The 701-nt window shown below is 70.2% G+C and carries 1 protein-coding gene; it reads right to left on the bottom strand.

Annotation, left to right across the window (positions count from 1 at the left end; translation table 11 throughout):
* On the bottom strand, nucleotides 1-511 hold a 511-nt coding region (locus K6I34_RS37735; protein ID WP_229332509.1), incomplete at its 3' end, for a hypothetical protein.
* Nucleotides 512-701 lie beyond the last annotated feature (190 nt).

Raw genomic sequence — 701 nt, 5'->3', positions numbered from 1 at the left:
GGTATGGCTGCTGCGGGTGGGGCGGCTGCGGCGGGAAGTAGGGCTGCGGTTGGGGGTGCGCGTACGGCTGAGGCGGCGGGTAGCCGTATCCGCCGTACGTCGCCGGAGCGGGCGGTATCGCCCCCTGGGGCATCGGCGGGTGCGGGAAGGCCGGGCCGGGCATGGCGGGCGGCCCTTCGAGCTCGCGGTGGATCCTGAGGTCGACGCGTACGTAGTACGTGAGCATGACGGCCGCGAGGATCAGCAGTGCGGCCATGCCCACGTTGGGCCAGACCGTGCCCTGCAGGGAATCGCGCATGAGGGATATGAGGAACAGCGAGCCCGCCAACGTCGCCCAGAACAGCGTCCAGTCCTGCGCGCGGCGCCGCATGATGGCGATGCGGAGCGCCGGAATCCAGCAGAAGAGGCCGACGGTGCACACGGTCAGCACGACGATGACCACGCGAATAGTGATCACGGTGGCGTTGCTGGGGCGACGTGGCGGTGCGAAGCCGGGGCCGGGGGCGTTCATTGCTGCTCCTGGGGGTCTTGATCCACCTGAGCCTATCCATCCACTCGGGTGGGGCTGCCCCGGTTGCGTGGTTCGCGTGGCGGAACCGGTGGCTCCGGACGGGTTTTGGGCGATGTGCGGCGTTTGATCCACCGGGGCTTCGTCTGCGGGTCCGGTGGGGCTTCTCGCGCCGTTCCCCGCGCCCCTGGGT

This window comes from Streptomyces sp. UNOC14_S4, assembly GCF_020740835.1.
In the GTDB taxonomy this organism is placed as follows: domain Bacteria; phylum Actinomycetota; class Actinomycetes; order Streptomycetales; family Streptomycetaceae; genus Streptomyces.
This window is presented reverse-complemented; position numbering and strand designations above follow the sequence as displayed.